This window comes from Pseudomonas sp. Ag1 (assembly GCF_000278565.1).
GTDB lineage: Bacteria > Pseudomonadota > Gammaproteobacteria > Pseudomonadales > Pseudomonadaceae > Aquipseudomonas.
The window spans coordinates 188,670-212,399 of the sequence record NZ_AKVH01000106.1 but is presented as its reverse complement, the minus strand read 5'-3'; the positions used below and the strand labels follow the sequence as shown (position 1 = coordinate 212,399).

21 protein-coding genes are annotated in these 23,730 nt (G+C 64.0%); 7 read left to right on the top strand and 14 right to left on the bottom strand.

Annotated elements, in window-relative coordinates:
• Nucleotides 1–95: 95 nt before the first annotated feature.
• The gene (locus A462_RS09570) at nucleotides 96–980 is read right to left on the bottom strand and encodes a LysR family transcriptional regulator (RefSeq protein WP_003209935.1); all 885 of its coding nucleotides are present in this window, start codon (nucleotides 978–980) and stop codon (nucleotides 96–98) included.
• Between the two features lie 104 nt (nucleotides 981–1,084).
• On the opposite strand from A462_RS09570, the gene A462_RS09575 reads away from it, so the two are divergent.
• The 4 genes from A462_RS09575 to A462_RS09590 all read left to right on the top strand — a co-directional run bounded on the left by A462_RS09575 (nucleotide 1,085) and on the right by A462_RS09590 (nucleotide 5,091).
• Nucleotides 1,085–1,741 carry an RraA family protein gene (locus A462_RS09575; protein WP_008437212.1) on the top strand — a complete coding sequence of 219 codons (657 nt, stop codon included), beginning with the start codon at nucleotides 1,085–1,087 and terminating at the stop codon, nucleotides 1,739–1,741.
• Nucleotides 1,738–2,961, top strand: coding sequence for a pyridoxal phosphate-dependent aminotransferase (locus tag A462_RS09580; protein ID WP_008437211.1), 1,224 nt, complete (start codon nucleotides 1,738–1,740; stop codon nucleotides 2,959–2,961). Before A462_RS09575 ends, A462_RS09580 begins: the two co-directional genes overlap by 4 nt.
• A 103-nt stretch (nucleotides 2,962–3,064) precedes the next feature.
• Entirely contained in the window at nucleotides 3,065–4,402 is a 1,338-nt protein-coding gene (locus tag A462_RS09585; protein WP_023658999.1) for an MFS transporter, read from the top strand.
• A gap of 26 nt (nucleotides 4,403–4,428) precedes the next feature.
• Nucleotides 4,429–5,091, top strand: coding sequence for an RraA family protein (locus A462_RS09590; protein ID WP_003209925.1), 663 nt, complete (start codon nucleotides 4,429–4,431; stop codon nucleotides 5,089–5,091).
• Nucleotides 5,092–5,099: 8 nt separating this feature from the next.
• On the opposite strand, the gene gspD is transcribed toward A462_RS09590, so the two are convergent.
• The 12 genes from gspD to A462_RS09650 all read right to left on the bottom strand — a co-directional run bounded on the left by gspD (nucleotide 5,100) and on the right by A462_RS09650 (nucleotide 16,578).
• The gene (gene gspD / locus A462_RS09595) at nucleotides 5,100–7,301 is read right to left on the bottom strand and encodes a type II secretion system secretin GspD (protein WP_008437210.1); all 2,202 of its coding nucleotides are present in this window, start codon (nucleotides 7,299–7,301) and stop codon (nucleotides 5,100–5,102) included.
• A complete protein-coding gene (locus A462_RS09600; RefSeq protein ID WP_008437209.1) occupies nucleotides 7,298–7,822 on the bottom strand; it encodes a general secretion pathway protein GspN in 525 nt (174 codons plus the stop codon). The genes gspD and A462_RS09600 overlap by 4 nt, the downstream gene beginning before the upstream one ends.
• Nucleotides 7,819–8,430 (bottom strand): type II secretion system protein GspM, encoded by a 612-nt coding sequence (gene gspM, locus A462_RS09605; RefSeq protein WP_032899613.1) that lies wholly within the window; start codon nucleotides 8,428–8,430, stop codon nucleotides 7,819–7,821. Before gspM ends, A462_RS09600 begins: the two co-directional genes overlap by 4 nt.
• Entirely contained in the window at nucleotides 8,405–9,445 is a 1,041-nt protein-coding gene (locus tag A462_RS09610) for a PilN domain-containing protein (protein ID WP_032899604.1), read from the bottom strand. Before A462_RS09610 ends, gspM begins: the two co-directional genes overlap by 26 nt.
• Entirely contained in the window at nucleotides 9,442–10,164 is a 723-nt protein-coding gene (locus A462_RS09615) for a general secretion pathway protein GspK (RefSeq protein WP_008437206.1), read from the bottom strand. The genes A462_RS09610 and A462_RS09615 overlap by 4 nt, the downstream gene beginning before the upstream one ends.
• The gene (locus A462_RS09620) at nucleotides 10,161–10,778 is read right to left on the bottom strand and encodes a prepilin-type N-terminal cleavage/methylation domain-containing protein (RefSeq protein WP_008437205.1); all 618 of its coding nucleotides are present in this window, start codon (nucleotides 10,776–10,778) and stop codon (nucleotides 10,161–10,163) included. The genes A462_RS09615 and A462_RS09620 overlap by 4 nt, the downstream gene beginning before the upstream one ends.
• The gene (locus tag A462_RS09625) at nucleotides 10,775–11,143 is read right to left on the bottom strand and encodes a type II secretion system protein (protein WP_008437204.1); all 369 of its coding nucleotides are present in this window, start codon (nucleotides 11,141–11,143) and stop codon (nucleotides 10,775–10,777) included. The genes A462_RS09620 and A462_RS09625 overlap by 4 nt, the downstream gene beginning before the upstream one ends.
• A complete protein-coding gene (locus A462_RS09630) occupies nucleotides 11,140–11,571 on the bottom strand; it encodes a type II secretion system protein (RefSeq protein WP_003209913.1) in 432 nt (143 codons plus the stop codon). Before A462_RS09630 ends, A462_RS09625 begins: the two co-directional genes overlap by 4 nt.
• On the bottom strand, nucleotides 11,571–11,996 hold the full coding sequence (gspG, locus tag A462_RS09635; protein WP_003209911.1) for a type II secretion system major pseudopilin GspG: 426 nt from the start codon (nucleotides 11,994–11,996) through the stop codon (nucleotides 11,571–11,573). The genes A462_RS09630 and gspG overlap by 1 nt, the downstream gene beginning before the upstream one ends.
• 20 nt (nucleotides 11,997–12,016) lie before the next feature.
• Nucleotides 12,017–13,219, bottom strand: coding sequence for a type II secretion system inner membrane protein GspF (gene gspF / locus A462_RS09640; RefSeq protein WP_008437202.1), 1,203 nt, complete (start codon nucleotides 13,217–13,219; stop codon nucleotides 12,017–12,019).
• The gene (gspE, locus tag A462_RS09645; RefSeq protein WP_003209908.1) at nucleotides 13,216–14,910 is read right to left on the bottom strand and encodes a type II secretion system ATPase GspE; all 1,695 of its coding nucleotides are present in this window, start codon (nucleotides 14,908–14,910) and stop codon (nucleotides 13,216–13,218) included. Before gspE ends, gspF begins: the two co-directional genes overlap by 4 nt.
• Nucleotides 14,911–15,537: 627 nt before the next feature.
• Nucleotides 15,538–16,578 (bottom strand): LacI family DNA-binding transcriptional regulator, encoded by a 1,041-nt coding sequence (locus tag A462_RS09650; RefSeq protein ID WP_008437199.1) that lies wholly within the window; start codon nucleotides 16,576–16,578, stop codon nucleotides 15,538–15,540.
• A 205-nt stretch (nucleotides 16,579–16,783) separates the two neighbouring features.
• Between A462_RS09650 and A462_RS09655 the strand changes: the two genes are divergently transcribed.
• The 3 genes from A462_RS09655 to A462_RS09665 are packed head-to-tail and all read left to right on the top strand — an operon-like array spanning nucleotide 16,784 to nucleotide 21,308.
• Nucleotides 16,784–19,024, top strand: coding sequence for a TonB-dependent receptor (locus A462_RS09655; protein WP_008437197.1), 2,241 nt, complete (start codon nucleotides 16,784–16,786; stop codon nucleotides 19,022–19,024).
• A gap of 2 nt (nucleotides 19,025–19,026) precedes the next feature.
• Complete coding sequence (locus tag A462_RS09660; RefSeq protein ID WP_008437194.1) at nucleotides 19,027–20,358, top strand: LLM class flavin-dependent oxidoreductase; 1,332 nt, start codon at nucleotides 19,027–19,029, stop codon at nucleotides 20,356–20,358.
• Nucleotides 20,355–21,308, top strand: a complete 954-nt coding sequence (locus tag A462_RS09665; RefSeq protein WP_008437192.1) for a sulfonate ABC transporter substrate-binding protein — start codon at nucleotides 20,355–20,357, stop codon at nucleotides 21,306–21,308. The genes A462_RS09660 and A462_RS09665 overlap by 4 nt, the downstream gene beginning before the upstream one ends.
• On the opposite strand, the gene A462_RS09670 is transcribed toward A462_RS09665, so the two are convergent.
• Nucleotides 21,278–23,668, bottom strand: a complete 2,391-nt coding sequence (locus tag A462_RS09670; protein WP_008437190.1) for a TonB-dependent receptor — start codon at nucleotides 23,666–23,668, stop codon at nucleotides 21,278–21,280. The genes A462_RS09665 and A462_RS09670 overlap by 31 nt on opposite strands.
• Nucleotides 23,669–23,730: the final 62 nt, after the last annotated feature.

The window sequence follows — 23,730 nt, the reverse complement described above, 5'->3', positions numbered from 1 at the left end:
CGGCATTCCGGGCGTTTGCCAAAAGTGACCCGCTGTAAGAGCGGAACCATAAGCCGCCGTTACCTAAATAGCGGATATGTACTCAACCCCAACCCCTAGCGAAACCGCGCGATCACCGCCTCCACCACCGGGTTCGGCCGCTGGGTATTCCAGGCGACGGCCGTGGTCACCACATTGAGCTTCTGGCTCAACGCCCGAAACACCACATTGGCCGGCGCCAGCTTCTTCAACGACGCCGGCACCAACGCAATACCCTGCCCATAGCTGACAAACGCGATCTGCGAAGCCACCGACCGCACTTCATGCAGCACCCGAGGCGAAAACCCGCTGGCACGACAGGTAGCGATCAAATTGTCGAAATACACCGGACTGACGTTGCGCGAAAACATCACCAACGGCTCATTCGCCAGGCTCGACAAACTGATCCGCGTACGACTCGCCAACGGATGATCCACCGGAAGCGCCACCACCAGCCGGTCCTCCGTCAGCGGCAATGACTGCACCGAAGCCCCAAGGTCACCATCCAGCCGGGCAAACGCCAGGTCGATATCCCCGGCCTCCAGCGCCGGCAACGCCTCGACGCTGTCGATTTCCCGCACCGACACCGTGAGCTGCGGGTAATCAAGCTTCAGTTGCTCGATCAACCCCGGCAGCACATCAAACATCGCCGTGGAGATCGCGCCGATGGTCAACATCCCCGACTGCCCCGCCACCGCTTCTTCCACGGCGAGTTCCAGGCGCTCCAGCTGCTCGGCGAACTTGCGCACCGCCGGCAGGATCGCCGCGCCCACCGGAGTCAGCTTGGCCCCCCGTCGGGAGCGGTCGAACAGCTTGACCTTGAGCGCCTGCTCCAGCACCTGGATCTGCTCGCTCAGCGGTGGCTGGGACATGCCGAGGCGCTTGGCCGCACGGCCAAAGTTCTGCTCTTCAGCCACGGCCAGGAACAACCAGAGGTGACGAATCAGGCGAAAGTTGATCATGGTCTTATCCATAGGTTAAGCGTATGCAAGGCTTCTGTACTTCGTAATATACCTATCATAGGCACTGCCTGACACTGGCCGCCTCCGTCACCCGAGGCTTGCCGATGACCCCTGACCGTTTGCTCGACCGCCTGGCCGCACTGGACACCAACACCGTGTCCGACGCCCTCGACTTCCTCGGCCTGCCCGGCGCCACCGTGGGCCTGCGCCCATTGTGGAACTGCCCGAAGATCGTTGGCCGCGCCAGTACCGTACTGCTCGGCCCCAAGTCCGACATCGCCCCGACCGTGCACTTGATCACCCCGGTGATCGAACAGGTCGCGACAGACGACCGGGTGCTGGTGATTGCCGGCGGTATCGAGGGCATTTCCTGCTGGGGCGACATCATCGCCAACGCGGCGTTGCGCAAACACATACGCGGTACGGTGATTGATGGTTTCAGCCGCGATATCGACGGCAGCGAAGCCATCAGCTATCCGGTGTACGGACGCGGCGTGACCATGATCAGTGCGCGCAACCGCGTGGTGCAGCTCGACGCCGGCGTGACCCTCAGCGTTGCTGGCGTAAGCGTCAGCGAGGACGACTACGTGATTGCCGATACCTGCGGCACGGTATTCGTGGCCCAGGCGGTGATCGAAAAGGTCCTGGACCTGGGCGAGCGCATTGCCCGCCGCCAGGACGGCATGGTGCAGGCCGTGCGCAGCGGGCGCTCGGTGGTCGAGGTGATGCACGACGCACAGTTTGAGGCGATCAGCCGATGAGCGCCGATATCCAGCGGCTGAACCCGCGCCTGGCCAGCGCACAACCGTCTGCCACCTATCGCATCATGGACCGCGTCGCCGAACGCCGGGCGCAAGGCGCGCAGATTATCTCGCTGTGCGCCGGCGAACCGGATTTCGACACCCCGGCGCATATCCGCGAAGCCGCGATCCAGGCCATTGAAACCGGGCATACCCGCTACACCCAGGTGGCCGGTGTGCGGGCCCTGCGGGAGGCGGTGGCGGCGAAGTTCCGGCGCGAAAACGGCCTGGACGTGTCCTGGCAGGACACCCTCGTGTGCAACGGCGGCAAGCAGGTGATCTACAACGCCCTGGCAGCCACCCTCAATGAAGGCGACGAGGTGATCGTGCCCGCGCCGTACTGGGTCAGTTACCCGGAGATGGTGCAACTGTGCGGCGGCGAAGCGCGCATCGTCACCTGTGATGCCGACAGCGGTTTCAAGCTGACACCCGAGGCCCTGGCCGCTGCAATGACCCCGCAGACGCGCTGGCTGATCCTCAACTCACCGTCCAACCCCACCGGTGCGGTGTACAGCGAGGGCGAGCTACGGGCGCTGGCCGAAGTGCTGTTGGCCCACCCGCAGGTGCTGGTCCTGGCGGACGACATCTACGAGCACCTGATCTTCGACGGCCAGGTGTTCCATACCCTGGCCCAGGTTGAACCCCGGCTGGCACCGCGTACATTGACCATGAACGGCGTGTCCAAGGCCTATGCCATGACCGGCTGGCGCATCGGTTTCGCCACCGGCCCACGCTGGCTGCTGGAGGCCATGGAAAAACTCCAGGGCCAGCAGACCTCCGGCGCCTGTTCGATCTCGCAACAGGCGGCCCTCGCTGCACTGGAAGGCCCCAGAGATTTCATCCGCGACAGCCGCCGGGTGTTCCAGGCGCGCCGGGACTTGATGGTCCAGTTGCTGAACGACACGCCAGGCCTGACGTGCATCAGCCCCGCCGGCGCGTTCTACGCGTTCGCCTCATGCGCCGTGCTGATCGGGCGCACCTCGGCGGGCGGGCGGCTGCTGCGCAGCGATGAAGACGTGGCCCTGGCGCTGCTGGATGAGGCCAATGTAGCCGTGGTGCATGGCAGCGCCTTTGGCCTGGGGCCATACATCCGTATCGCCTATGCCCTGGATGACAAGTCGTTGCGCCAGGCGTGCGAGGCAATCCGCGGCTTCTGCAGCAGCTTGCTGGCAGAAGAATAAAAGTGATGAGTTCACATAGATAAATATCGCTAATGGTGGCGTGCGCCCCTTCTTAAGATTAAGGCCGAACAGGACAACACTCACAACAACAAGGTCCGCCCCCATGTCTATGCCTGAAGTCATAAAACCCGCTGTGCGCAGCCAATACCGCTGGGTGGTAGCGGCGCTGATTTTCCTGATCTACACCGTGGCCGCCGCCGACCGGGCCAACCTCGGCGTGGCGCTGCCGTTCATTCGCCAGGAATTTGCAATGAGCAACGCCCAGGCCGGTGGCCTGGTCAGCCTGTTCCTGCTGGCTTACGCCCTGGCACAACTGCCGTCGGGCTTTGCCTTCGGGCGCTTTGGCGTCAGCCGGATCCTGCCGGGGGCCATGGTGCTGACCTCCCTGTTGACCGGGCTGGTGGGCACCGCCAGCTCACTGCTGGCGCTGAAACTCTATCGCCTGGGCCTGGGTATCGCCGAAGGCCCGCTGCCCATCAGCATGACCACCACCATCAATAACTGGTTTCCGGCACGGGAAAAAGGCACCGCGTCGGGGATCTTTCTGTCGGCCGTGAAGTTCGGACCGGTGATCGTGCCGCCGCTGTGTGCCGTGATCATTTCGGTATGGGGCTGGCGCGAAATTTTCTACTTCTTTGCGATCCCGGGCATCGTGCTGGCGGTGGTCTGGTACTTCCTGGTCACCGACCATCCGTCCCGCAGCCGCTTCGTCAACCAGGCCGAACTTCAATACATCGTCGAAGACACCGCAATCGCCCAGACCGCCCGTGTGCACAAGACGCCGGCGTGGGTGAAAAAGCTCGACCGGGTGATCCGCACCCGCGATGAAAAGCCCCTGGAAACCAACCGTCAGGTTTTCACCTCATGGAATATCTGGGGGTGCGCCACCAGCTACTGCTTCCAGCTCGGTGTCTCCAGCGTGCTGCTGGCGTGGATTCCCACCTACCTGATGACCGTCAAGCAGTTTTCGATCATGAACATGGGCCTGGTCTCGGCAGCGCCCTGGGTGGGCGCGGTGCTGGGCAACCTGCTGGGAGGTTTCTGCTCGGACCGCCTGATGGGCGGGCGCCGCAAGCCGGGCATGTTGCTGTCGGCGGTCGGCACCTCGCTGATGATGTACCTGCTGATCAACTCACCGGCCGAGCCCCTGCCCTACGGCTTGCTGCTGATGCTGACCGGCGTGGTGCTGAGCCTCGGCTTCTCGTCCTACATGGTCTACCCGATGGGCCTGACCACCAAGAAGACCTTCCCGATCTCCAACGCCATCGTGAACATGATCGGCCAGTTGGGCGCCGCCGCCACGCCCTTCATCACCGGCCTGCTGCTGGACAACTACGGCTGGAACTACGTATTTGCCTGGCTGGCGATCGGCTCGTTCATCAGCTTCATCATTTTGCTGACCATTGCCGAGCCCCGCCCGGCCTCCAGCCACCCGACCTGATTTGTCACCACCACGAGGAGTTATCCATGTCACCCCAAGACCAAGAATTGGTTGCCCTGTTTGCCGGCCTGGACACCCCGGGCGTGTCCGACGCCCTGGACAAACTCGGCCTGCCCGGCCAATGCCTGGGAATCATGCCCCTGGACAACTATCGCCAGGTGGTGGTCGGCCCGGCCTTCACGGTGCGCTACGTCAGCGCCAGCACCCCGCCGGGCACCGTAGGCGACTTTATCGATGACGTGGCCGAAGGCGATGTGGTGGTGATCGACAACGACGGACGCACCGACTGCACGGTGTGGGGCGACATCATGACCCAGTACGCCGGCAGCCAGCGGATCGCCGCGACGGTGATCGATGGCGTGTGCCGCGACGTGAGCAAGGCCCTGGGCGACGGCTACCCGCTGTTCACCAAGGGCCGGTTCATGCGCACGGGCAAGGACCGGGTTGAAGTGGAAGCAGTAAACCAGCCGGTGTCCATCGGCCAGGCCCGGGTGTGCGCCCGGGACATCGTGGTCGCCGACGCCAATGGCGTGGTGATCGTGCCGCGCGAGCGGGCCCATGAAGTGGCAGCCTGTGCACGCTCGATTGAAGCGGTGGAAGCGCGTATCCGGGCGCTGCTCGATGAAGGCAAATCCCTGCGTGAAGCACGGGCGGCGCTGGGTTATCACACCCTGCAACGCAAGGGCTGAAAGGTCCTTCAGTTGGCCGGTCGCAACAGCTGCATCTGCTGGCGGTAGTCATCCGTCACCTGCCGCGCCTGACCGCTGCTGGTGATCACCCTCGGCGTGATCAGCACGATCAACTCGGTGCGATCCCTGGACTTGCTGGTGTTGCCAAACAACCAGCGCAGCCCGGGGATTTTCCCCAGGTACGGCACCGCACTGACGCTCTCGGCGTTGTCCTGCTTGATCAGCCCGCCGAGCAACACGGTCTGGCCGCTTTGCACCGCCACCTGGGTCGACACCGAACGTGTGGAGATGCGCGGGTTGTTGGGCGTGTCACTGCTGTTGGTGGTTTGGTTCTCGGCGTCGCTGACCTGTTGCTGGATGTCCATGTACACCAGGCCGCCCGGGTTGATCCGCGGCACCACGTCGAGGATCACCCCGGTCTGCACGTATTCGACGCTGCTCAAGGTGCTGTCGGCGTTGCCGGTGTTGACCGTGGTCTGGCTGATGGGGATGTTGTCCCCCACCTGGATCTGCGCCGGCTGGTTGTTCATCACCACCAGCGACGGCGCCGACAGCACCTGGGTGCGGCCGTTGGTTTCCAGGGCGTGCAAGGCCACTTGCAGGTTGGAGCTGACGAAGGAATAGAACAGCGAATCCGCGCCCAATCCCGCCCCGCCGCCACCCAGAGCGCCCTGGCTGCCAGGGGTATTGGCTACCGTGGTGCTGGTGGAGTTGCCCGCCAGGCGGCCCAGGTACCATTGCACCCCTAGGTCCAGTTCGCCGGTGAGTTTGACTTCGAGGATGCGCGTCTCGATCTGCACTTGCAGCGGCGGGTTGTCGAGGCGTTTGATCGCCGATTCGATCTCCTTCCACTGCACCGGTCGGGTGCGTACCAACAACTGGTTACTGCTTTTTTGAGCGGTGATCCGGGTGCCGGCGTCGAGGCTTTTGGGGGCGGGGCCTGGCTCGGCGTTTTCAGTGTCTTCAGTGGCGGCCGGCGCTTGGTCTTCATCGTCGCCGACGGGCGGGCTATTGCTGCTGTTGTTCAAGCCACCCGAGGTGCCGCCGCTGGTGTTGAGTGACGACAAGGTCGCCGTGCGCAGCCCCGGCGCCACCTTGGCCGGCGCATCGTCCTTGATCGCGCCGGTGCCGTAGATCTGCCGCAGGTATTTGGCGAGGTCCGTGGCCTTCATGTTGCGCACGTCGTAGACGTACATCTGCGGCTCGTTGCCGCCGCCTTCATCGATGGTGTGAATCCAGTCGCCAACTTCACTGAGGTACTGCGGCTGGGACGAGATCGCCACCACCGAATTGGTCCGCTCGATGGGCAGGAAGCGCACCATGCCCGCCAGGGGCATGCCGCTGTCGGGGCCAAACATTTTTTGCAGCTCGGGCATCAACTCGGCCACCGAGGCCCGTTGCAAACCGAACACCCCCACCGACATCCCCTTGAGCCAATCGACGTCGAAGGTGTCGATGGTGTCCTGATAGTTGGCCAACTCATCCGGCGTACCGGCCAGGCTCAGCACATTGCGCGCCGGGTCCACCAGCAGGAACGCGTTTTCCCGGGCAAACGGCTTGAGCAGTTTCTGCATTTCCGTGGCCGAGATATAGCGCAACGGAAACAGCCGCGCCGAGAGCCCGCTGGAGGGTTGCGACACGCTCATTTCCGGCACCAGCTTGCCCGCCACCGCCTGGTTGGCGGGCAGAATCACGTAGCGCTGGCCCTGGCGGATCATCGCGTTATCGGTCCAGGACAACAGGGTTTCGAGGATCGACAGCGCCTGTTTCTTGTTCACCGGCTTTGAGGTGGAGAAGCTTACGTTGCCTTTCACACCCTGGGCGATGCTGTAGTTCTCGTGCAGCAGGTCGCCCATGACGCTGTTGATCACCGCCTCAATCGGCTGGTCGGCGAAGTTGAACACGATGTCGCCGCTGGCTTCATCCTTGACCGCCGGCGCAGGTGCGGGCTGGCGCACGAACTGCTGGTTACCGCGAATCAACTGGCGCTGGGGCGGCGTAGGCGCCTGGGGTTGGCGGCTGTCGGCCGCAGGCGACTCGCTGGCCGGGTCCACGGGCGGCCGTTGCGAACCGGTGCCCTGCATCGCCTCGTGAAGCAAGGCATCGTCCGGGTCGAGGTGATCGGGGAATGACCCACAGCCGCCCAAGGCGACGGCGGTGGCCAGGCAAAACACGCTGGTGCGCAAGGCGCTAGGGGAAGTATCGATCAAGGGGCGGGCTCGTGAGGAAGGGAAATCGGTGGTGTGGTGGACGGCGGCGGCAAACGCGGAACGCTGAGGCTCAGGGTTTGCGTGCGGCCATCCAGCACAAAACGGGCGTGCAGCGGTGTCAGGTGTTCCAGGCGCCAGCCGTTGGGCAGAGTCTGGCCTTGGTGGACCTTGAGCGGCGGGCCCTCGTCACGCTTGAGCAGCGCGACGCGCAGGTCGCCGTCGAGCAGCACGCCGGTCAGCTTCAGGCTCGACAGGCTGGAAATCTCGGCCTGACCCACGGCGGCATCGGGGCTGCGGTCGGGGCTGAACAGCGGCGCCTGCCAGGTGCCGGCGAGGCTTTCCAGGGTCGCACTCGGGGCCACGTGAACCTTCGCCGAAGCATTGGCGCGCACGGCGGAGGCAGGCTCATCCAGCCACTGCGGCGCATCGCCGATGCTGCTCAAGATGCCCACCATCAGCAGGCCCAGCAGCCCGGCCACACCGAGCAACACCCACTCGAGGGGGCGCAATGAATTGATCATCGGCGGGCCTGCGTGGCGGCTGCCGGTTGCAGATAACCGCGCACCAACAGGTGCACCACCAGCTTTCCGGCACCGCCGCTGGCGGGGGCATTCGGCCCGCGACGGACGCTCATTTCATCCACGAACAGGAACGGTCGCTGGTACTCCAGCTCATGCAGGATCGCGGTCAGGGGTTCGATGGCGCAGTTGAGGGTCAGGCTGACTTTGACCTGGCGATAGGGCTCGGTGTCGTCCTGCTCCGGGGTGATGGGCATGCGCTGGGTCAGGCTGCAGCCGCCGCCAAGGCCGGCGCGGCTGTTGATCAGGTCGGCGATGCGCTGCATCAGGTCCGCCGCCACGGCGCTGGGGTCATCCCCCGGCAACAGGCTGGTGCTGCTGGCCGGGTCCTGGCGGGCTTGCTCCAATTGCTCACGCAAGGCGGTGCCCTGGTGCAGCAGGCCCGCATAGCGTTGCTGTTGTTCGCGCAGCTGTTCGGCCTGCTCGCCCATGGCACGCAATGGCCCGGCGAACCAGCTGTCGATCAGCAGCCAGTAACCGCCGCCCAGCACCAGCGCCAGGACCAGCAAGGCGGCGCCGCGACGCTCACGGGGTGTCAGTGGTCGGCGCATCGGCGGCCTCCTGGTGCAAGTGGGCGCGCAGGGAAAACTGATCCTTGCCGGTTTGCGCATCGGGTTGGATCACTCCTTCGAACTGGGGGTTTTCCAGGCTGTGGCACGCCTTGATCCGAGTGATCAGGGCACTCGCCTTGGCGCTTTGCCCGGAGAAGGACACGTCGGCGCCGTTGTTGACGTCCAACTGGTCGATCCAGGTGTCGGCGGGCAGGCAGGCGGTCAGCTCGTTGAGCAACGCCGCCAACGGCGGTTGTGCCGACTTGCGGCGGATCAGGTACTGCGCGGCGCCACGGGTGTTAAGCAGTTGCTGGCGCAGGCTCTGGACCTCGGCGACCTGGGCTTTCTGTTGTTGCACCTGCGCCTGCATGACGTCGAGCACCCGCTGGCGGTCGTTGAGCCACAGCAGCATCGCGGCAATCAGCAAGGCGCCGCACAGCCAGGGCAGGCTGCGTTGCAAGCCCTTCCCGGCCGGCCGCTGGCGTGGGCGCAACGGCGCCGGCAGCAGGTCGATGCCCATTGGCCCGTCAACATCCACCGCATGGGGCTGCAAGCCGAGGGCAGCGCAGTCCAACAGGATTTGATCCAGGCGCTCCCGCAGGATGGCCACCAGGGTCACCTGCACATGCGTGGCGGTGCGCCGTTCCTGACGGGCCACGAAGTACAACTGTTCAGCCTCGAACGGGGTAAAGCGGTCCAGCTCATAACCCACCACGGTCGACAGGTTGCGCGCGGCCGCCAGGGGCAGTTGCAGGGTTTGCAGCAACACCGCCGAGGGCGCGAGCACCAGCACCTGGCGCACCTCGTCGGCAGGTTTTGCCACCGGCCCGGTCAACGGCCAGTGGTAGCGGTGCTCGGGGATGTCACGGACCGACAGCCACGCCGGCAGGCAGCCACGCAGCTCCTTGAGCCACAGGCGCCAGCCCACTTGCAGCAAGCTGCCGCGCCAGCGCCGGGTGAGCGGTTCGGCCAGCTGTTGAAGGCGCGCCACTGGCGCCGAAAGGTATGGATTCATTCTTGCCAACGCAGCACCCGATAAGGTTGTGCGCTTCCCTCCGATGGGCTCAATAAAACCGTGGTTCGTAACCGGGCGTGGTAACCGCCGGGGCGTTGTGCGCGGCTGTCGATCACCAGCACGTCACCGGGGTCGGCCCCTACCGCGCTCTGCCGGGGCAGGTTCAGCGCCTGGCGCATCAAGGGGCTGGCGAAGGCGGGATCGGGCCGGTCCAGGCCACTCCACAAACTGATTTCCGGGGCCAGCCGGCTGTACAGCGCCTGGGTCATGCCGGGCAATTGCCGCACGTCCTCCACCACGCGGAACGGCGCCAGGCCTGCGTTGCGCCGCATTTCCAGGTCCCCGGCGAGCCGGCTGGCCTGGGCCTGGGTGGCACCGCAGGCCAGGGCCAGGCGGGCAAAGTCAGCGGCCTCGGCGCTGTTCAAATACAGCTTGCCGCGCTCGCTGTGCAGGCTCACGTGAAGCTGTGCGTCATCAAATACCAGGGGCATTTCGCGGCCATCGGCGATCCATTGCTTGCGTTGCAGCGGGTCGGCCAGGGCCTGCATGGCCAACGCCACGCCCGCCTCCGCCGCCAGCAGCGCCTGGGTATGCTGGCGATGCCACAGGGCCTGGCGGCTTTCCAGTTGTACCCAACCGGCCAGGCCGCCCAGCAGCAAGCTGAGCAACGCCAGTACCCACAGCACCAGCAGCAATGCAACGCCGCGCTGACGCTTCATTCGCCTGATGCTCCGCTGGAGAGGTTCAGGCGCAAGGCAACCACTTGGGTGACCCACGGCACCGGTCCGTTGACTTGTGCTGCAATGCGTACCGCATAAGGCAGGCGTTTGCTCCACGGCCAGTCACTGATCCAACCGGTGGCCTGGCCCTTGGGCGACAGGCCGCGATAGCTGAATTGCAGATCCTCGACGTTCTTCAGCAACACCTGCGGTTCGCTGCGGATGGCCGGCACGCTCACTTGGGCATTGGACTCAAACCGTGCGAACGCCACCTGCAACTCGCGCTCGGTCAACTGCAAGGTGAAACGCTGGATACCGCCGCCGAGCACGCCCGGCAAGGTCGCGACGTATTGCAGGCGCTGGGGGGCGCCGACAAAAAAGCCGTTGGTCTGGCTGTCGTCCTCGGTCACGTCCAGGGGCAGCGCCTCGCTGATGGACGTGCGCAGGAACTGTTGCGCGGCACGACTTTCATCCAGGCTGACGGTGTAGCGCTGCGCCTTGAGTACTGCACGGTTGGCTCCCAGGAGCGCGCCGCCCACCAGGGCCAACAACACGCCCAGCAGGCTGAGCACGATCATGACTTCGAGCAACGTGAAGCCCCGCTGCTGCTTCACTGGAGGCTCCCGTCGCGGCTGGCGCGCAGTTTCAAGGTACTGAAATTTGCGCGGCGCGGACCTTCGCTGACGCTGAGATCGAGGCGAAACAAATGTGGCTGACCGATGCGGGTGGGCTGCTGGGCGACGCGCAGTTGCCAGGCAATGCCGTCCAGCTCGCCCTCGCGCACGCCACTGGCCAGGGGCCCCGACGCCTCCTGATCCATCACGCTCAAGGCGGTATGGGTCAGGCGGTCGCTATGGGCCACCTGCAACAACGAGCGCGCGCTTTGGCCGAACGCGACCAGCAACACCGTGCTGCAGATCGCCATGAGGGTCAGCGCTGCGAGCATTTCCAGCAAGGTGAAACCCGACTGACGCTTCATGGCAATGCCCTGGACTGCACGCTGCCGGTCAGCCAGCCGACGTCGATGCGCCAGCGTCGCGTGCCATTGGCCAATAACAGGTTGCCGCCGGTAGAGCTGCCGTCGGGGTAAAACTCCACCGCAGCGCCTGCGTGTTCGGCGGTGTGCAGGGTCACTTGCAGATCGGCCGGCCAGTGCTTGATGGGTTGCCCCGGCGCCTGAAAGCTCAGCCGGGCCAAGTCGAAGACGGTCTTGGCCGACCTGCCGCTGACAATCGCCCGTGCCCGTGTGCTGCGCAGGGCATCCACCATCTGCCCGACCACCTGGCGCTCTTTCGCTACCCGCAGGCCTTGTTGCAGGCCAAATCCCACCAACCCGGCCGCGATGCTGATCAACACGATCACCACCAGCATCTCCAGCAGGGTAAAGCCGCGTTGGAGGGCCGGCATTATTCCCAGTTGCCCAGGTCGGCGCTGTAGCCTTCGCCGCCGGGCTGGCCGTCCTGACCGTAGAAGATCAGGTCGAAGGCGCCATGTTCACCGGGGAAGCGATAGCCGAAGGCATGGCCGAACGGGTCCTTGAGGTCTGAGGGCTTGGCGTACGGTCCGGCCCAGCCGGCGGTGTTGCCGGGCTTGTCGACCAATTGCTGGAGGGTCTTGGGTGGCGAGCCGACGTCCAGGCCGTAGCTCTCGATCTTCATGCTCAGGCTGGCCAGTTGCGCCTTGCCCGCGCCGTATTTGCCCTTGTCGACGTTGCCGCCCACCTGGCGCACCACGATGGTCGCGACGATGCCCAGCAACACAATCACCGCGAGCATTTCCAGCAAGGTGAAACCGCCTTGGCGGCGGGCGGGTTTGAAACGGGTATGGCGCATCGGCTTGCTTCCTTGGGTCTTCATATATTGCTGGTCAGGCTCATCAGCGGCAGCATGATCGCGAGCATGATCACCGCCACCAGCACCGCCATGACCACCGTCAGGGACGGCACCAGGGCGGCGAGCAGGCGGTCGATGCCGCGCTTGGCTTCGACGTCGAACACGTCGGCGACCTTGAGCAGCATGCTGTCCAGTTCACCGGCCTGTTCGCCGACTTCAATCATTTGCAGGGCCAGGTCCGGCAGCAGCGGTTGGCTGCCAAATGCACTGGCCAGGGTGCCGCCGCCTTTCACCGACTCGGCGGCCTGGGCCACTTGTGCCTGCAAGGCACGGTTGGTGCAGACCTGGCGGGCGATCACCAGCGCTTGCAGCAGCGCCACGCCGTTGCTCAGCAAGGTGCCGAGGGTGCGTGCCAGGCGTGCGGCTTCGACCCGCTGCAACAGCGGGCCGATAACGCGGATACCCAGCACGCGCCGGTCGTACTGCTCGCGGTGTCGTGGGTTGCGCAGGCGTGCCGCCAGGGCCCAGACCGTCACGATCAACCCGGCAAAAACCGCCAGGCCATAGGCGTCGAGGAACTGGCCAAGGCCCAGGATCACTTCGGTGATCAACGGAATCGGCACGCCCAGATCCTTGAAGATCGGCACAAACTGCGGCACCACGTAAGCCAGCAACAGCGCCAGGGAACCGAGCACGCCCACCACCAGGAAGGCGGGATAGATCAACGCGTTGATCACCTCGCCTCTTAATAACTGGCTGCGTTCCAGGTAGTCGCTGAGTTGGCGCAGGGTGTTCTCCAGCGCACCGCCCGCCTCACCGGCACGGACCATGCTCAGGTACAGCGGCGAAAACTGGCTGCCCTCCTCTTCCAGCGCTGCCGACAATGGCTTGCCGGCCTTGACGTGCTCGCGGATACGTTCGATCAGCGCTCGGGTCTGCGGCTGGCCGGGCTGCTTGAGCAGGATGCCCAGCGAGCGTTCCAACGGTTGGCCCGCGCCCAGCAGGGTGGCCAGTTGCTGGGTAAAACTGACCAGCGCCGCGCCATTCAACTGGCCGCGCCCGAAGGTATTGCGCAGCCCTTGGGCACCGGCGGCATCGATGTGCAACAGCAGCAGGCCACGTTTGTGCAGCGCAGCGACGGCGGCGGCCTGGTCCTTCGCTTCGAGGGTGCCGTTCTGCGCGACGCCCTGGCTGTCCAGGGCACGGTATTTGAACAGGCTCACGCGCCCTCTCCACGGGTGACGCGCAACACTTCTTCAAGGGATGTGACACCGGCCACCGCCTGGCGCAGGCCTTCTTCATGCAGGGTGCGCAAGCCACCACGGCGGGCGGCCTGTTCGAGGGTCGCGGCGTCGGCCTGGCGCATCAACAAGCTGCGCAGTTCGTCATTCATCACCAGCAATTCGGTGATTGCACTGCGGCCGTGGTAACCGCCGCCGGCGGCGTTGGCGCGAGGCCGGTAAAGCAGGATCGGGCGCTGTTCGGTGAAGCGGTCGAGGCCGTGTTCCTCGATCAACTCCGGCGGCGCTTCGAACGCCTCACGGGTCGCCGGGTCGAGGCGGCGCACCAGGCGCTGCGCGAGGATGCCATTGACGGTCGAGGCGATCAGGTAGCTCTCCACACCCATGTCCAGCAGGCGCGTGATACTCGCTGCGGCACTGTTGGTGTGCAGGGTCGAGAGCACCAGGTGGCCGGTCAGGGAGGACTGGATGGCGATGCGGCAGGTTTCGAGGTCGCGGATTTCACCGATCATGATCACGTCCGGGTCCTGGCGCACGATGGAGCGCAGCGCGCCGGCGAAGTCCAGCCCAATGGCCGGCTTGACCTGGATCTGGTTGATGCCTTCCAGCTGGTATTCCACCGGATCTTCGACGGTGATGATCTTGCGCTCGGCGGTATTGAGCCGCGACAACGCGGTATAGAGCGTGGTGGTTTTACCCGAGCCGGTGGGCCCGGTGACCAGCAGGATGCCGTGGGGTCGCTCGAGCACTTCAAGGAAGGTTTCCAGGCGCTGGCCGTCAAAGCCCAGGCTCTGGAAATCGAACTGCACGGTCTGGCGGTCCAGCAGGCGCATCACCACCGACTCGCCAAAACTGGTGGGCACCGTGGATACCCGCAGGTCCAGTTCCTTGCCCTGGATGCGCAACATGATCCGGCCGTCCTGCGGCAGGCGGCGCTCGGCGATGTCGAGGCGCGCCATGATCTTGACCCGGGAAATCACCGCCGCCGAGGAACTCGCCGGCGGCGCTTCCGCTTCATGCAGCACACCGTCGATGCGGTAGCGCACCTTGAGCTGGTTTTCGAAGGGTTCGATATGGATGTCCGAGGCGCGGTGCTCCACGGCCCGTTGCAGGATCAGGTTGACCAGGCGAATCACCGGGGCTTCGGAGGCCATGTCCTTGAGGTGTTCGATGTCCTCCAGGGCGCCGCCTTGTTCGTCGAGGTTTTCGATCAGGGTGCCCATGGCGGAACGGCCCTGGCCGTAGTAACGCTCGATCAGGGTTTCGACTTCGTTGCGCGGCCCGACCGCCAGCCACACCGGCACGCCGCACGCGTACGCCAGGGCCTGGAACGGATACAGCAGCGCCGGGTTGGCCGCCAACACCCGCACACCACCGTGGCTCCAGCCCACCGGCACCACCTGGTAATGGCGCATGAAGCGTTCGGTCAGCGCCGGCAGCGGGTCGAGCACGGGCGGTGCGGCGTCCGCCAGCAGCAACGGCGCGCCGAGCAAATCGGCCCAGGCCCGCGCCAGTTCCACTTCGGAAACCAGCCCCAGGCGCGTCAGCAGGCCGAGCAGTTCGGGGTCGTCGGATTCCTGGGATAACCGTCGAGCACGTTCCAGGTCGACGGTTTTCAGACCGGCTTTTCGCATCAGCCACGCGCACACTTGTTCGGCATCCGGAATCTGCATTCGGCATGCATCGATGGGCATTGACGGTATCGGCTGGGGCATCTGCACAAGTCTGAGGGGCTATTTAAAAACCTGTTCCGTGGCACGCGCCGGAACAAGGGCATCCACACTTAGTTGGAGGTTTTTAGCGCAAGCGCTGTCATGACAAGGTACGGACCCTACACCAAAACATTTTGTATTACAGCCCACTTAAGTTATGGCCTTTTAGAACTACCAACAGGCGCCATTAGTTAGCCATGACCGTACACATGATGTTTAAAGCATCGACTGACATGTTTAAACTTAGTTCATCAGCGCAAGAAAATATCGCCAGCCTCACGCAAGATCTGGGTCTATCCCGGCACCTAATGGCAATCAATGATCAGTTCAATAGGCCACCTTGCAATATCACATGGACACTACTCAAAAGAACAACCCACCAAGTCATTGCACTTTTTAAATCGCGAAACCCACCGCACTAATTGCAATTAGCCATCGCTAAAACTTGTCACCGAAGAAGAACTACCCACTGATAAAAAAGAGACGAGCGCACGCAATCAAACGCATGTTTCAGCGCCTGACCTTGAATAATCCGTTATCAGAAAATACCAAGAGTCAACGCAACATGGCCATGAGCCGCAACTGGACTCAGGCGCTCTCGCGCTCGATCAAGCGGCACTCCAGCAGGTTCAAGCGCTGCACCTCATCCTCAACCGGCAACACGCCCAGGCTTTCCAGTACCCGCGTCGCCGCCAGCACACCGATCTCCAGGGCGGGCGGCTTGATGGTGCTGAGACTGGGCAAGAGCATTTCGGCAAACGGGTAATCACCAAAGCCGAGCACGGCGCAATCCTTGGGGATCTCCAGACCTGCCCGTTGCCCGGCCAGCAGGCCACCGGCGGCCAGGTTGTCATTGGCGAAGATGATTGCGTCCGGTGGAATGGCGGCACTCATCAATGCCTGCATCGCTTGCTTGCCCGCCTCAAACGGTGCGCGATCGGCGTCCGGGGCAAACACCCACGGCTGCATGCCCAGCTCAATCAGGGTCGCGCTGTAGCCATCCCGGCGTTCCAGTGCACTGAAGTCCCCCGGCGCGCTGTTCTGTACGAACGCGATGCGCCGATAACCCTTGCCATGCAGGTAGCGCGCAGCCGTCACGCCCACCTCGTAATGCGAGAAGCCAATCTGCAACGGCTCCCGCTCGGGTTGGTAATCCCAGGTTTCAACCACCGGGATATCCGCCTCGGCGATCATCTTCTCGGTGCCCGCGCTATGGAAGCGGCTGGTGAGCACCAATGCCGCCGGGGACCAGCCGAGAAACGCGCGCACTGCATTTTCTTCCTGCTCGGCGCTGAAGTAACTGGACGCCAGCAGCAATTGGTAGCCGTGGCGGCTGAGGGTATCGCTGAAGCCCTGGATGGTATTGGCGAAGATCGGCCCGGAGATGTTTGGAATCACCATCGCGACGATCCTGCCCCGCGCCGACGCCAGCCCACCCGCCACCAGGTTCGGCACGTAGCCCAATTCGGCAACCACCGCCGCGATGCGTTCGCGGCGTTCGGGCGAGACCTGCTCCGGCTGGTTGAAATAGCGCGACACGGTAATCGCTGACACACCGGCCTGGCGCGCCACGGTATTCAAGGTGACGCGGCCGGCACCACGGCGTTTCCGGGGTTTGTCTTCGCTCAAGGGACGATCCTGTTAAAAACCTAAAAGAATATAAAACTAATTTTTTAGTATTTGACGCTCTATATCGCACCTACCAATAATGCCGATGTTAGCGCTACCAAAGCGTTTTGTCTGCTACTCGCTCGAGCGAATGCCCAAGACGGATTCAACGGCGCTGTCGTCGCAGAACGGCAGCGGTTCAGGGCATTTTTCGAGCGGTCAGAGCATGCACACACATTCGGGGCAACCTCAAAAACTTTCGCAATCCATACGCGCCGCCACCGGGCGCCGCGCCCACCTGGGTTGGCTACTGGCGGGGCTCGCCGCCCTGCCCGTTCCCGCTGCATTCGCCGCCGACGACCAGGAACCCACCCTCAAGCCGGTCACGGTCACCGCCACCCGCCGCGAAGAGTCGCTGCAAAAAGTCCCGGTGGCGGTTTCGGTACTCGATGGCGAACAACTGGAGCGTGACAATCGCAACGGCGTGGCGAGCATCGTCCAGCAGGTACCCTCGCTGAATTTCCGTACCGGCGCGTCGAACAAGGACACCTCGTTGTTCGTACGCGGAGTGGGCACGATATCCACCTCGCCCGGGGTTGAACCCACGGTGGCGACGGTGATTGACGGCGTGGTGTACGCCCGCCCCGGCCAGGCTACCCTGGACCTGCTCGACCTGGATCGTGTCGAAGTGCTGCGCGGGCCCCAGGGCACACTGTTCGGCAAGAACGCCTCGGCCGGCGTGCTGAATATCACCAGCAAGGCGCCGACGGCCGAGACCCACGGCTATATCGACCAGTCCTACTTCAGCGGCAATGAAAGCCGCACCCGCTTCGGCCTGGGCGGCAGCCTGATTCCCGGCACGCTGAAGGGCTCCATCAGCGGGCTGTTCGGCAGCTACGACGGTAACGTCGACAACAAGCACAACGGCCAGGAAGTGAACGGCTACAACCATCAGGGCGTGCGCGGCAAACTGGAGTTCACCCCCAACGAGGACGTGAAACTGACCCTGATTGCCGACTACATGCAGTCCCACGACGATGCGCCAAATGGCGTGGTGAGCAAATCCCTGACCCCGGCGTTCGCCAACGCGCTGAACCCGGTGCGCGGGACCAGCGACAACCGCGACATCAACACCGACACCCGCAGCCACGTGGAGGACACCAACAAAGGCCTGTCTGCCCAACTGGACTGGAACCTCGGCGACTACACCCTGACCTCGATCACTGCCTGGCGCGGCTGGGACAACACCCAGTACCAGGACGGCGACCGCCTGGGCACCGTGACCGCCGCTTTCCCCGGCACCGCCGACAAAGGCCAACTGGCGTTCGACCAATACTCCCAGGAGCTGCGCCTGGCCTCGCCCAAAGGCGAATTCCTCGAATACGTCGGCGGCCTGTTCTACATGCACGGCAAGGATCAGGAAACCTACCAGCGCACCCTGACCACCACCACACGCACCGACCGCGGCATCGCCGACTACGGCACCACCAGCGACAGCTACGCGGTGTTCGGCGAGACCACGCTGAATTTCACCTCGGCCTTTCGTGGCATCGCCGGCCTGCGCTACACCCACGACGACCTGGAATACGATCACCGCCGTGTCTCCACCTCGGCCACCACTGTCAGCGGCATTCAACCGGCCACCAGCAGTTCCGGCTCGGTGGACGAAGACGGCTGGTCCGGCCGGCTGGGGGTGCAATACGACCTGAGCGACACCGTCACCAGCTACCTGACCTACTCGCGCGGCTACAAGGGCCCGGCCTACAACGTGTTCTTCAACATGCAGCCGCGGGACACCGACGCGCTGAAACCGGAAACCTCCAACACCTGGGAAGTCGGGATCAAGGCCACCAGCTGGAACAATCGCCTGACCACCAACCTGGCGATCTTCCACAGCGACTACGACAACTACCAGGCGAACTTCTTCGACACCGTCGCCGGGCAAGTGGTGACGCGCTTGATCAACGCCGGCAGCGTCAGCACCGAAGGCGTCGAACTCGACTACGCGTTGCAGGCCACCCAACAACTGAAGCTCTCCGGCGCGCTGGCCTACACCCGGGCCCGCATCGATGAGTTCGCCTGCCCGCCTGGCGCGGCGGCGTCCTGCAACGTCAACGGCAAGCCGCTGCCCTTCAGCCCGGACTGGAAAAGCTACGTGCGCGCCGACTACAGCATCCCGCTGGATAACGGCCTGGATATCGAACTGGGTACCGACTACAGCTGGCAGAGCGAAGTGCAGTACGACATCAGCCAGAACGTCGACACCAAGCAAGGCGCCTACGGCATCTGGAACGCCAGCGTCGCCCTGGCCGACTACAGCAACGGCTGGCGCGTGGCCCTGCTGGCGAAGAACCTCACCGACAAGTCCTATTCACCGCTGCTGGCCAGTGGCGGCAGCTACATCTACCGCGCCGTACCCCGTGACGATGAACGTTACTTCGGCGTGCAACTGCGCAAGGATTTTTGAGCATGCCCCGTGAACTGAAACTCGGCGCTTTCCTGATGGCCACCGGGCACCACGTCGCCGCCTGGCGTCACCCCGATGTACCGGCCAATGCCGGGCTGGATTTCGCCCACTACAAACGCCTGGCGCAATTTGCCGAAGCGGCGAAATTCGACGCGCTGTTCGTGGCCGACAGCATTGCCGCCGCCACCGGCGAAATTGCCAGCCGCATGGCGCGCTCGGATCACTTCGAGCCACTGACGCTGCTGTCGGCATTGAGCGTGGTGACCGAACACATCGGCCTGATCGCCACGGCCACCACCAGCTACAACGAGCCGTACCATGTGGCGCGCAAGTTCGCCTCACTGGATCATCTGTCCGGCGGGCGCGCCGGCTGGAACCTGGTGACCTCGGACAACGCCGCCGAAGCACAGAATTTTGGCCGCGACGAGCACCTCGGCCACGGCGAACGCTACAGCCGTGCCCGGGAATTTCACCAGGTGGTGACGGGGCTGTGGGACAGCTGGGAAGACGATGCCTTTGTGCGCGACAAGGCGAGTGGCAGCTACTACGACCCGGCGAAACTGCATGTACTCGGGCATGTCGGCGAACACTTTCGTGTGAAGGGCCCGCTGAACGTGGCGCGCTCGCCCCAGGGTCAGCCGGTGATTGTCCAGGCGGGTTCGTCCGAGGCAGGCCGCGAATTGGCGGCACAAACTGCCGAAGTGGTGTTCACCGCCCAGACATCATTGGCCAATGCCCAGGCGTTCTATGCCGACCTCAAGGGGCGCCTGGCTCGATATGGGCGGGAACCGGATGCGCTGAAGATCATGCCGGGGGTGTTTGTGGTGGTCGGGCAGACAGAAACTGAAGCCCGGGACAAATTCGAGGCCTTCCAGCAGTTGGTCGAACCGCAGGTTGGCGTCGCGTTACTGGGGCGCATGCTGGGTAACTTCGACTTGTCCGGCTACCCGCTGGACGGCCCGCTGCCGGACCTGCCATTGACCGACAGCGGCCAGCGCAGCCGCCAGCAACTGCTGACCGAACTGGCGGGTCGCGAACAGCTGAGCCTGGCGCAACTGGGCCGACGCATCGCCGGTGGACGCGGGCACTACAGCCTGATCGGCACACCCGCGCAGATCGCCGATGAACTGCAGCACTGGTTCGAGAATGGCGCCGCCGATGGCTTCAATGTGCTGGTGCCGCACCTGCCGGGCGGGCTGGAAGATTTCGCCCAAGGGGTGGTGCCGGAACTGCAACGGCGTGGCCTGTTCCGCACCGAATACGCCGGCACCACCCTGCGTGAAAACCTTGGATTGGCGCGACCGGCCAATCGCTTTGCGGAGCAACCGGCATGAGAATTCCTGCACTGTTGTTTGCGCTGTTTGCCCTGACTCAAACTGCAATGGCCGCCGAGCCGGCCACCCTGAGGATCGGCTACCAGAAAGGCTCGATCGCCCTGGTACTCGCCAAGGAACATGGCCTGCTGGAAAAACGCTTCGACCAGACGAAGGTGCAATGGATCGAATTCCCCGCTGGCCCGCAGATGCTCGAAGCCTTGAACGTGGGCGCGCTGGACGTGGCGTCCACCGGTGATATCCCGCCATTGTTCGCCCAGGCGGCGGGCGCCGACCTGGTCTACATCGGCGCTGAACCGCCCAAGCCGACGGCAGAAACCATCCTGGTGCAGGCCGACAGCCCACTGCACGGCATCGCCGACCTCAAGGGCAAGAAAGTCGCCTTCCAGAAAGGCTCCAGCTCCCACAACCTGATCCTGCGGGCCTTGAACAAAGCCGGCCTGAGCTACAAGGATATCCAGCCGGTTTACCTGCCACCGGCCGATGCCCGCGCCGCCTTCGAGCAAGGCAGTGTCGACGCCTGGGCAATCTGGGAGCCCTACTCGTCACTGGCCCTGAGCCAAAGCCCGAGCCGCGTCCTGGCCAACGGCGAAGGCTTGAACCTGTCTGGGCCGATCTATACCGCGCGCCGTGCATACGCCGAGGCCAATGGTCCGTTCATCCACGCCCTGCTCGATGAACTGAGCGCCGCCGAAGCCCTGACCCGCAGCCAGCGCGAAGACAGCCTGCAGGTGCTGACCCGTTTCATGGGTTTGCCGGCCGGGGTGATTGCACGTTACGTCGACAACCGGCCGCCATCGCCGATCCTGCCGATTGATAAGGACATCATTGGGGCGCAGCAAGAGACGGCGGACCTGTTTTACCAGAACCGCCTGCTGCCCAAGCCCATCGATGTACAGAAGGCTATATGGCAGGCTCCTCAGAAGTCGACGGTGGCCGACAGCAAGTAAGTGCGCGGCGTCGACAAGGTCAACCCCGGCTCGCTGTCATCCGAGGCACCGGCCGAACTCCAGTAGCGCCGGTCGGCCACGTTCTCGACATTGGCCCGCAGGGTGATGTGCTTGTCGTCGACCTTGAAGGCGTAGCGTGCGCCGACATCAAGCCGCGTCCAGGCGTCGATTTCCTTGACGTTGGACTGGTCCAGGTACTGCGAGCTGGAATAGATCCCGCGGCTGGTCAGGGTCAGGCCTTCAACAGTCGGCACGTCCCACTCCGCGCCCAGGTTGACGTTGTACTTGGGCGTGGCCGGCGCGCGGTTGCCGTCGTAGGTGCCGTTGGTGGTGTGGGTCAGTTCGCTGTCGATGTACATCACCCCGCCCAGCAGGCGGAAACCCTTGAGCGGCTCGCCGAACACGCTGAGTTCCACACCATCGTTCTGGCGCTTGCCATTGGGGCCGAAGACCAGCGTGGTGGCGTTGGTCTCGTAGGCCGGCTGCTTGATCCTGAATACAGCGGCCGTCACCGCGAACGCACCGGCGTCGTACTTGGCGCCGACTTCGACCTGACGGCTGATGAACGGTGGGAAGATTTCGTCATCGTTGACCGACGCCGACGGCGCGACCTTGCCCTGGCTCAGGCCTTCCATGTAGTTGGCGTACAACGAGAGCTTGTCGGTGGCCTTGAACAGGATGCCGCCGGACGGTGAAATTTTTTCCTCGTCGTAGGCGGTGTCGCCTTTGACGTCATCGGTCCAGTCGTCGACCTTGACCCGCTGCCAGCGCGCACCGAGGGTCAGCAGCAACCGGTCGTCGAAAAAACCCAGGGTGTCGGACAACGCCACACCGCTGAAACGGTTTTCGGTGTAGACCTTCGAGTCAAATCGCGTTGGCCGGCCAGGCGCGGGGGTTTCAACAGGGTTGTAGATATTGCTTGAACCCTGCGCATATCGCGCGCCGCCGTTTTCGAAGTCCATGTAGAAGTAGCTGGCCGCCAGGTTGACCTCATGGCTCACCGGGCCGGTATGGAACCAGTTGCGCACGCCCGCCGTGGCGGTGCGCACGTTTTCATCACGGGTGAAGTCGCGGGGCTGCACGCTGAAATCACCGGCGTTGTTGGCCACCGACACTGCATGGCGCAGGAAGTCATGGTTGCTTTTGCGCGCACCGACGCCGCCGTAGAGCATTAGGTTGTCGCTGAGATCAAACTCGCCGTTGACCGTGCCGAAGGTGTCGTTGGTGCTTGCCTTGCTCCAGGGCTGCGCGTAGTTGTGGCGTACGTCGTTGGCACTCGGCACCCTGGCTTTGGGCCCGACTTGCACACGTTCCTGGGGGGCGTCGGTATCGCGCTCGGTGCGGCCGATGTCGGTGGAAAGTCGCAGGCGTTCACCGCGAAAATCCAGGCCCAACACGGCCATTTCGCGGTCGACACTCTGGTGATCCCAGGCGGTGTCGCCGGACTGTTTCACGCCGTTGAAACGCAGGCCGAACTGGTTGTCTTCACCAAAACGCCGGCCGATATCCACGGCTCCGCCCGCCTGGCTGTCGGAGGCCCAACTGCCGGTGAGCGAGGTGATGGGTGTGTCGGTGGCACGCTTGGGCACCACGTTGATCCCGCCGCCCACGCTGCCCCGTGGCGAGATGCCGTTGATCAACTGGCTGGGGCCTTTGATGATGTCGACGCGCTCGGCCATTTCCATGTCGATGGTGTAGGTCGGCAATACGCCATAGAGGCCGTTGTAGGCGACATCACTGTTGAACAGGCTGAAGCCGCGAATGGTGAATTGCTCATAGCGCCCGCCGGCCGGGTTGGTGGCGCGCACCGAGGGGTCGCTGGCAATCAGGTCGCCAAGGGTACGCGCCTGTTGGTTCTTGACCGCCGCGCTGGTGTAGGTGGTCATGCTGAACGGAGTATCCATGAAGTCCTTCGAGCCCAGCAGGCCCTGGGAGCCACGGCGCGCCACCTGGCCACCGGCGAAAGACTCGCTGTCGCCATCGCCGGTGGTGCCGAGAATCGAGGTGGGCGCCAGTTGCAGGCTGCCGCCTTCGGGAATCGGGGTCAGCCTATAGGCCTGCTCGCCCATGGGCTGCAGTTGCAGGCCGGAGCCCTGGAGCAGGCGCGCGAAACCTTCTTCGACGCCGTATTCGCCGGACAACCCGCTGCTGTTGCGGCCGCTGACCAGCGCCGGGTCCACCGAGAGGTTGACCCCGGCCAGCCCGGCGAAACGGGTCAGCGCGGCGCTCAGGCTGCCGGCCGGCACCTGGTAGCTGCGCCGGGACGCACCGTCTTCGGCATAGCTGATGGGAACGAACAACGGGCTGGCACTCAGGCTCAGCATGAGGCTGAGGTTCAGCAACGGGCGTATTGCGGGCATTGGAAGAAGCTCTCGATTTTGTTCACTTACCTGGAATGACCAGTCACGTGAAAAAAAGGGAC